This window comes from Streptomyces sp. NPDC055815 (assembly GCF_053616475.1).
This window is the reverse complement of sequence record NZ_JBSHDU010000066.1, coordinates 39,425-46,395: the sequence shown is the minus strand read 5'-3', so window position 1 is coordinate 46,395 and position 6,971 is coordinate 39,425. Positions and strand designations below refer to the sequence as shown.

Annotated in this window: 7 protein-coding genes; 3 read left to right on the top strand and 4 right to left on the bottom strand. The window is 74.7% G+C overall.

Annotated features, from left to right (window positions below; translation table 11 throughout):
* Together ACWGN5_RS31860 and ACWGN5_RS31855 are read left to right on the top strand one after the other, a co-directional pair.
* Window positions 1-652, top strand: a 652-nt coding sequence (locus ACWGN5_RS31860; RefSeq protein ID WP_453521662.1) for an ABC transporter permease, incomplete at its 5' end; no start/stop codon positions are given.
* Between the two features lie 34 nt (window positions 653-686).
* Complete coding sequence (locus ACWGN5_RS31855; protein WP_453521659.1) at window positions 687-1,328, top strand: DUF2567 domain-containing protein; 642 nt, start codon at window positions 687-689, stop codon at window positions 1,326-1,328.
* Between the two features lie 25 nt (window positions 1,329-1,353).
* On the opposite strand, the gene ybaK is transcribed toward ACWGN5_RS31855, so the two are convergent.
* The 4 genes from ybaK to ACWGN5_RS31835 form a co-directional block, all read right to left on the bottom strand.
* Window positions 1,354-1,851: a Cys-tRNA(Pro) deacylase gene (gene ybaK / locus ACWGN5_RS31850; protein WP_116161498.1), complete on the bottom strand. Its 498-nt coding sequence runs from the start codon at window positions 1,849-1,851 to the stop codon at window positions 1,354-1,356.
* 24 nt (window positions 1,852-1,875) lie between these two features.
* Complete coding sequence (locus tag ACWGN5_RS31845) at window positions 1,876-2,613, bottom strand: LON peptidase substrate-binding domain-containing protein (RefSeq protein WP_453521657.1); 738 nt, start codon at window positions 2,611-2,613, stop codon at window positions 1,876-1,878.
* Between the two features lie 11 nt (window positions 2,614-2,624).
* Entirely contained in the window at window positions 2,625-3,665 is a 1,041-nt protein-coding gene (locus ACWGN5_RS31840; protein ID WP_453521654.1) for a hypothetical protein, read from the bottom strand.
* A 163-nt stretch (window positions 3,666-3,828) separates the two neighbouring features.
* The gene (locus ACWGN5_RS31835) at window positions 3,829-5,442 is read right to left on the bottom strand and encodes an oxidoreductase (protein WP_453521651.1); all 1,614 of its coding nucleotides are present in this window, start codon (window positions 5,440-5,442) and stop codon (window positions 3,829-3,831) included.
* A 194-nt stretch (window positions 5,443-5,636) separates the two neighbouring features.
* On the opposite strand from ACWGN5_RS31835, the gene hisD reads away from it, so the two are divergent.
* The gene (gene hisD / locus ACWGN5_RS31830; RefSeq protein WP_453521649.1) at window positions 5,637-6,971 is read left to right on the top strand and encodes a histidinol dehydrogenase; all 1,335 of its coding nucleotides are present in this window, start codon (window positions 5,637-5,639) and stop codon (window positions 6,969-6,971) included.

Genomic DNA, 6,971 nt, shown 5'->3' with positions numbered 1-6,971 from the left:
CGCCACCTTCCAGTCGATCGGGATCATGGTCCTGATGCGCGGGGTCGTCGACGGCGGCTCCGAGGCGCGCGCCGTCGTGGCCGGCTCCACCGTCCTCGTCGTCGCCTTCGTCGCGCTCAACCTGCTCGCCCAGTACTTCGGACAGCTGCGGGCCGGCGGCGGCCTCGACCACTACGCCACCCTGCCCGTGCCGCCCGCCGCCGTCGTGCTCGGCGCCGCCGGGGCGTACGCCTCCTTCACCGTGCCCGGCACCGCCGTCACCGCCGTCGCCGGCTCCGTGCTCTTCGGGCTGCCCCTCGCCCACCTGTGGATCCTCGCCGCCGTCGTCCCGCTCGCCGGGGCGGCCCTCGCCGGTCTCGGCGCGGCCCTCGGGCTCCTCGCACCCCGCCAGGAGCTGGCCACCCTGCTCGGCCAGCTCGGCATGTCGGCGGCCCTGCTCCTCGGCGTCCTCCCGGCCGAACGGCTGCCGGGACCGATCGGCTGGGCGCGGGACCTGCTGCCGTCCACGTACGGCGTGGAAGCCATGGCCCGCACCTTCGACCCGCACCCCGACTGGGCGGCCGTCGCCCTCGACCTCGCCGTGTGCGGGGCCGTCGGCCTCGTCTCGCTCGCCGTCGCCACCTGGGCCTACCGGCGGGCCGCCGTCCGCTGAGGCGGGCCACAGGGACACCTGGCACGATGGCGGGGTGACCGCACCTCTGACTCCGCCTCACCAGCCACAGCCGCACGATCCCGACCGGCCCCCGCCGCCCCCGCCGTCGGACGGCCCGGCCGGTGACCCGATCACGGCCGCCGAGGTCGTACAGGGCGTGCTGGTGACCCTCGTCTCCGCGGTCGCGGGGGCGCTGCTCGGGGTGCTGTGGCTGAACCTGGCCCCGCGGGTCCTGCTCATCTCGGACGGCAAGGGCGTCTACCTGCGGAACTCGGAGGGGGAGCAGGCGATCGGCGCCGACGGAACGTTCGTCCTCCTCGCGCTCGCCTTCGGCGCGGTCGCCGCGCTCGTCGTCTTCCTGCTGCGCCGCAAGGGCGGGGTCCCGCTCGTGCTCGGCCTGGCCGTCGGCGGCGGCCTGGGCTCGCTGCTCGCCTGGGGGATCGGCACCTACTTCGGCCCCACCGACGACGTCGTCGCCCATGCCAAGGCCGTCGGCCCGAACGTCACCTTCGAGGCGCCGCTCGAACTGAACCTGGGGGCCGCCGCGATGCTGGCCTGGCCGCTCGCCGCGATGATCGTCCACCTGGCGCTGACGGCAGCCTTCGGACCCCGCGACCCGGAGCCGGAGGCCTGGGGCCGGCCGACGCCGTACACCCCGGGACCGGGCACCCACTGACGACCGCGCGCGGCCGCGCCTGATCTCAGGCGCGGCCGATCGGGGCCACCACCGCCGAGGTGAGGGCGGCCAGGTCCGCGGGGGAGAGCTCCACCTCGAGCCCGCGGCGGCCCGCCGAGATGCAGACCGTCGCGTGGTCCGAGGCCGAGGAGTCGAGGACGGTACGGAGCCGCTTGCGCTGGCCCAGCGGGGAGATGCCGCCCCGGACGTACCCCGTCGTGCGCTCCGCCGCCGCCGGGTCCGCCATCGCGGCCCGCTTCCCGCCGACCGCCGAGGCCAGGGCCTTCAGGTCCAGCTGGCCCGCCACCGGGACCACCGCGACCGTCAGCTCCCCGTCCACGTCGGCGACCAGCGTCTTGAAGACCCGGTCGGGGGAGACGCCGAGGGCCTCCGCCGCCTCCTCGCCGTACGAGGGCGAGGCCGGGTCGTGCTCGTACGCGTGCAGGGTGAACGGGGTGCCGGCCGCCGTCAGGGCCACCGTCGCCGGAGTGCCTCCGCTGTTCTTCTTCTGCTTCTTCGCCACGCGCTCTTCCTCGGCTCGGTCGGCTCAGTTCGGGTACGTCGGGGCCTGCGTCAGGTCCACCACCGGCAGTGACGGCAGATGCCGCAGCACCGCCGTCTCCGCGCGCAGCAGCGTCAGCTCCTCGCGCAGCCGGGTCGCCGTGTCCGGCGCCTGGAGCAGCCGCTGCTTCGACGGCGTGTCCAGCACCGCGGCGGCCGCGACCAGGTACGACACCACGGAGGGCTCGTCCGGCAGCTCACTCGTCGTCAGCGAACGCTCCCGGGCCCCGGCGAGACGCTTCTGGTAGTTCCGGAAGGCCCGCAGCACCCCCTCGGCGAGCGTGCCCGCCTCCTCGCCCTGCTCCTCGGGGATCTCCTCGACCTCGGCCGTCAGGAACGGCCCGCTCGCGTCGACCGACAGCAGCTTCACCCGGGTCGTACCGGTCGCCATCACCTCGAAGCTGCCGTCGGCGCGCTCCCGGATCGACGCCGCGTCGGCGACGCAGCCGACGCGGTGGAAGGACTGGAGGGGATCGGAGCCGAAGCCCGCCGCCGGGCCCTTCTCCGGCAGCGCGGTCTGGTCCGGCATTCCGGGAGCCGTCGGCGCGACCTCGCGGCCGTCGCGGATGGCGACGACGGCGAACCGGCGCGGCTGGGCGTCATCGATCGCGAGCAGTTCGCGCATCATGGCGCGATAACGCTCCTCGAAGACGTTCAGGGGCAGTACGAGGCCCGGGAACAGCACCGTGTTGAGCGGGAAGAGAGGCAGACGGGCGGTGGTCACAGCCGCCAAGCCTAATGGCCGCCGGGCCCGCCCCGTCCGGCCCTTCCACGACCCGTGCCGCGGAGGAGCGTCCGAGGGGCCGGTTCGCCCCACACCCGGTCCCGCGCGGCCAGGAACCGCACCAGGGGATCCTGCGGTGCGGCACCCCGCGCGGCACCCCAGGGGAACGAGGTCGCGTACGGGCCGATCCGCCCGAACTCCTCCCGCGCCTCCTCCCAGCGCCCCAGCTCGACCAGCACGAACGCGAGCAGGTTGCGGACCTCGGCCGGCCACGGGTCGCCCGGCGGGAACTCCGCCGACAGGCCCAGCGCACGGACCACCGCCCGGTCGACCCGGGCGGCCGGCACGGACCCGTCGGGACCCGGCGGCACCCGGAGCCCGTCGTAGGCCGCGCGGACCGGCAGCGCCCCGACGAGCGAGCCCGGCGCGGCGTCGTCGGCGGCCTGCTCGGCGAAGTCGAAGGCGGCCCGGTGCGACCCGTACCACTGCGCCGAGAGGTACTTCAGGGCCGCGACATGGCAGCCGTAGTGGTGCGGGGACCGGCGCACGGCCTGCTCCCACAGCGACTCGAAGACCGCGTGCCCGGCGTGCGCCCCGCGCGCGTGGTCGAGGGCGAGCCGCCACGGCACCGGGTCGTGCGGCGCGTCCCCGGCGATCTCCTGGATCAGCGGGGCGAGTTCGCGCAGCCGCTCGGCCCGCGCCGGGGACTCCCAGGCCCGGCGGACGGCGAGCTGCGCCGTGACGAGGAGGGCGTCGGGATCGCCGGGCGTGGCGGCGACCCACCGGGTGAGCCAGTCGCCCCTGTGGTACGCGAAGGTGGCGAGCCGGGTGACGTACCGGTCGCGGTCCTCCCACTCGCCGGCGTCCCGGGTGGTGGCCAGCAGTTTCGCCGCGGGCTCCGGATCGCCGAGGGCGGCGGCGACCAGGGCGGGGGCGAGCCGCTCGTCCGGGGCGTCGAGCAGCACGTCGTCGTCCGGCACGAACCCCGCGGCGAGTCGCGGTGCGTGCCGGGCCGAGCGGAGGGTGCCGACCAGGGCGCGGAGCAAGGACATGGTGCTGTGTATTCTCCCTCGGCCCGGCCCGCCCCGGCAGCCGCATCACCAGGTCACGACAGCACCCTCACCCGGCGGTGACAGCGCTCTCACCCCCTCTGCGCGAGCACGGCCCCGCCCCCGCGCGGCCGCGGCCCTCACCCCCTCCGCGCGGCCGCGGCCCTCACCCCCTCCGCAGCAGCCGGGTCGCGCCCGCCGCCACCGTCGTCGCCAGGATCCAGCCGAGCAGGATCAGGGCCGCCGCCGCCCACTGCCAGATGCCTTCGAGCCGCCAGTAGCCGTCCTGGCCGAGGTTGATCACGGGCAGCAGCAGATCGAGCGCGTACAGCGTGCCGTTCCACTCGGGCGCCTCGTCCGCCTTCAGGGCTATCGGGCGGTAGTGGGAGAAGGCCACCGTGCCCGCCGCCCACAGCACGGCCATCCACAGCGCCGCCCGGCCCGGCCGGTAGCCGTACGCCACCGTCCAGTCCTGGAGGTACCCCCACAGCTTCCCCGCGATCGGCAGGGTCTCCCGTCTGCGCCGCTGCTTGGCGAGCAGCACCTCACGGGCGTCCGCGTCCTCGCCGCTGTTCCGCAGCACCGTCGCGAGCCGCTCGTACGGCTCCGGGGCGTACTCCGGGGTCGCCGCCGCCACCCACTCCAGGCGCCGGGCCAGCGGGAAGTGCCCGTACGGCACGAGGTTCTCGTAGACGAAGCCGCCCATCGCGAGACCGCCGGGCCCGGGCCAGCTCGTCGACAGGTCGATCAGGGTGACGACCTTCGCGCCGTTGAGCACCACCCTCCCCTCCTCCGGCCGCTCGCCGTTGAACCGCAGCTCCGGGGTGACGATCCGGCGCAGCGACAGCTCGTCCCGACGCGCGCCGTTCAGCAGGAACCGGGCGCTGTGCAGGTCCACCGCGTCCCCGAACCGGCCGTCGTCGAGCCGCACCCCGCCGTGGCACTCCACCGGCTTGCGCCGGGTGCCCTGGGCGGGCGTCACCCCGTACGGCGGAGTGGCCGTCGTGTTCCCCGTCCGGCCCGAGCTCCCCGACTCCTCGTACACCCAGGCCGCGTTCAGATAGAGCGAGCGCTCCACCGTCAGCTGCGGGGCGTTCAGCGCGCGGCGGCCCTGCGCCCCGCGCAGCACGCTGCCGCGCAGGCTGAGCGAGACCCCGACCTTCGCCCCGCGCAGGCTCAGCTCCCCGTGGGTCTCGATCAGCTCGGCCTGGAGGTCCTGGGCGACCACCATCCCGTCCGCCGTGATCGCCCGCCCCCGCCGGTCCGGCCACACCTGGATCTGGTTGATCAGCAGGTCCGTGCCGATCTGGGCGTCCGTCAGCCGGATGCCCCGCCGCACCCGGCAGCGCGGCAGGTGCAGGTCCCCCTCCGTGTGCAATCGGGCCGCCTCCATGCGCGGCAGCGCGCACTCGACCATCCGCAGCGTGCCGAACCGGGCCTCGGGCAGCACCACCTCGCCGTCGAACCGGCAGCCGTGCAGCTCCACGTACGGCCCTATCGTCCCGCCCGCCAGGTTCAGCACGCCGGTGATCCTGACCCCGCGCAGCTTCAGCGCGGCCACCCGCCCGGACCGGGCCGGCGGCCCGTCGAGCAGCAGCAGCGCCACCACGTCGGCGCGGACGCTCCGCTCCTCCCCCCACTCCCGTCCCCCGAAGGGGTCGTCCCGCTCCGCGATCCCCTCCGTCAGATCACAGGTCCTGCCGATCCGGAACGCCCGCCACACGGCCCGCTCCGGACCCGTGAGACCCTCCGGCATCCCGTCCTCGTGCGGCTCGGTCACTGCCGCCCCCTCGCTTTCCCCGATGCGCTCCCACGATTCCGCTTACCGGGATTCGTGGATTCGTACAGTCGTTCTTCCCGCGCTGTGACGGGCTGAACGCTAACGGTCAGGAGTGGCGAGGAGACGCCACCGTGGCGTGTATCAGCCAGTGATACGGGCGTCCGGCGCTGTGGGCCGTCTGAGAGAATTGACCCGTGATCTCTCGAATCGATCTGCGCGGCGAGGCCCTCCCCGAGGGTTCCGCACTGCGCGACCTGCTGCCCCGTGCCGAGTTCGACGTGGAAGCCGCCCTGGAGAAGGTGCGGCCGATCTGCGAGGACGTACGGCATCATGGCGCAGCGGCGGTGATCGACTACGGGGAGAAATTCGACGGCGTCCGCGTCTCCACGCTCCGCGTCCCCGCCGAGGCGATCAGCCGCGCCCTCGACGAGCTCGACCCGGCCGTCCGGGCCGCCCTCGAGGAGTCCATCCGGCGCGCCCGGCTCGTCCACCGCGAGCAGCGCCGCACCACCCACACCACCCAGGTCGTCCCCGGCGGCACGGTCACCGAGAAGTGGATCCCCGTCGAGCGCGTCGGTCTGTACGTGCCGGGCGGCCGCTCCGTCTACCCGTCCTCCGTCGTGATGAACGTCGTCCCGGCCCAGGAGGCCGGCGTCGAGGGCGTGGCCATCGCCTCGCCCCCGCAGAAGGAGTTCGGCGGCCTGCCGCACCCGACGATCCTGGCCGCCTGCGCCCTCCTGGGCGTCGACGAGGTCTACGCCGCCGGCGGCGCCCAGGCCATCGCCATGTTCGCGTACGGCACGGAGGGCACCGCCGACGAGCCCGGCTGCGCCCCCGTCAACCTGGTCACCGGCCCCGGCAACATCTACGTGGCCGCCGCCAAGCGCCTCCTCAAGGGCCGCATCGGCATCGACGCCGAGGCCGGTCCGACGGAGATCGCGATCCTCGCGGACTCCACCGCCGACCCCGTGCACGTCGCCGCCGACCTCATCAGCCAGGCCGAGCACGACCCGATGGCCGCCTCCGTCCTCGTCACCGACTCGGACGATCTTGCCGCCGCCACCGAGGCCGAGCTGAAGACCCAGGTCGCCGCCTCCAAGCACGTCGACGACCGGATCGTCCCGGCCCTGGCCGGCCGCCAGTCCGCGATCGTCCTCGTCCGCGACCTCGCCGACGGCCTCAAGGTCGTCGACGCGTACGGCGCCGAGCACCTGGAGATCCAGACCGCCGACGCCGCCGCCGTCGCCGACCGCGTCCGCAACGCGGGCGCGATCTTCGTCGGCCCCTGGGCGCCGGTCTCGCTCGGCGACTACTGCGCCGGCTCCAACCACGTCCTGCCCACCGGCGGCTGCGCCTGCCACTCCTCCGGGCTCTCCGTGCAGTCCTTCCTGCGCGGCGTGCACATCGTGGACTACACGCGCGACGCCCTCGCGGACGTCGCCCACCACGTCGTCACCCTCGCCGAGGCCGAGGACCTGCCCGCCCACGGCGCGGCGATCAAGGCACGGTTCGGATGGAAGGTTCCGTAG

Excerpts from the sequence above, each read along its gene's own strand:
- ACWGN5_RS31840 (WP_453521654.1), bottom strand. The coding sequence starts at position 3,665 with ATGTCCTTGCTCCGCGCCCTGGTCGGCACCCTCCGCTCGGCCCGGCAC.